Source organism: Arthrobacter sp. GAS37 (assembly GCF_044908325.1).
GTDB lineage: Bacteria > Actinomycetota > Actinomycetes > Actinomycetales > Micrococcaceae > Arthrobacter > Arthrobacter ramosus.
Genome location: NZ_JBIYDB010000087.1, coordinates 1 through 1,671 on the forward strand (window position 1 = coordinate 1; position 1,671 = coordinate 1,671).

The window sequence follows — 1,671 nt, forward strand, 5'->3', positions numbered from 1 at the left end:
CGACGGGTTGATGACATTCTGGTGATTCCTCATTCCGGTAATCCCCATCGTTTCATGGGGTACCGCTGTCCGAAATCTCCAGGGCAGCCCACTCACCTCGCACGCGACGGCGTCGTTGCCGGTTGTCACGGCTCCGGCATCGGTACTGCCAGCAGGGGTCAGGGCCCCGGCAATGGCGGTACCCGCCCTGGTGGCTGAGGGCCGTCCGGCTCCCGTGGCCATTCCGCTGACTGATCCCACCGGGTGGACCATTTCCCTGGACATGACTGTCGGCACGACCGTCACCCTCACGGCCACGGTCAACCAACCGCTCAATGGCAGTGGCCAGCAGATCTTCATTTTTGATACCACCTCCACTGCAAACAGCCCTGCCGCAGTACAAACGTGTTCCACCGGAACGGCGTGCGCGATCACTCTGGTCCCGGCGGAGAGCCAGAGCACGTATGTTGCTGTTGTCGCAAGCGGCTATTCCGGCACCTATAACGGTTTTTCGACAGGAAACGTCAAAGCCACCTCGGACTTCAAGACTCCGCCGGCCTGGACGGTGACGCTCACCGCGAACATCACCAGTACCGTCGGGCTGACCGCGACATCGAATTATGCCGCCACGGGTACGACCTACCTTGAGATCTTCGACATCACCAAGGTGCAGACCGGCATTACATACCTGAACTTCTGCAACTCGGGAACGACCTGCGGCGCGACGACAGTCCCCGGCGAACCGGGCGCAAGCTATACCGCCGTTGTCAGCTACGGAGCCTCGAACACGTATCCAAATTCGTCATTGATCCGGGCCACCTCAAACACCATCACCCCGCCGCCGTGGACAGTGAGCCTCACTGCCAGCGGATCGACGCTGACCGCGACAACAAACTACGCAGCTGGCGGCTGGGCAACTGCGGTGGAGATCTTCGACCTGACCAGGCCGCAGAGCGGCGTCACCTATCTCAACTTCTGTTTTTCCGGGACGGTATGCTCCGGAACAACAGGTTCCCCCTCGCACCAGTTCATCGCCACGGTCGGATCGACCAACAACAACTTCCCGCCGGGCAACATCATCGCGTTGTCAAACCAGGTCGGAGCAGCCGGCCCGACGGCGCCGTATGAGACGGTGGCCGGGTCGAACCCTGCTGAGATGGGGCAGTGCTATGCGTGTACCGCTGATCCGGTCAACACTTCGAACGGGGAGTTCTTTCAAAACGTCACGGACGTCTCCCTCGCGGGACGGGGTCCGGGTCTGGCTCTGAGCCGCAGCTACTCGTCCCAACGTGCGCCGTTTGACGGGCCTCTGGGTTTCGGATGGACGTTCAACTACAACATGGTCCTTTCGCCGAATTCTTCCGGAACGGTCGACGTGCACCAGGAGAACGGCTCGATGGTGACCTTCACCCAGGACGCGAACGGCGTCTACCATGCCCCGGCACGCGTCCTTGCCTCCCTGGTCCACAACGGCGACGGGACCTGGACCTACATCCGCCGGGCGAAAGACATCTTCACCTTTACCTCAGGTGGGCAGCTGGCACAGCTCAGTGATCTGAACGGCAACACCACAACCCTGGCCCGCAACGGAACCGGACTGGGCTGCTTAGGAGTTTTCGGACAGCGGATTGGTGGTTTTTCTACGCTGCCGTGGCCGGCTGCTGGTAACTATAGTGGACTTCATTCGGCCGC

1 protein-coding gene is annotated in these 1,671 nt (G+C 61.2%); it reads left to right on the forward strand.

Annotation, left to right across the window (positions count from 1 at the left end):
• Positions 1-172: 172 nt before the first annotated feature.
• Positions 173-1,671 (forward strand): DUF6531 domain-containing protein (locus tag ABH924_RS24780; protein WP_404503182.1); only part of this gene is annotated, 1,499 nt, incomplete at its 3' end.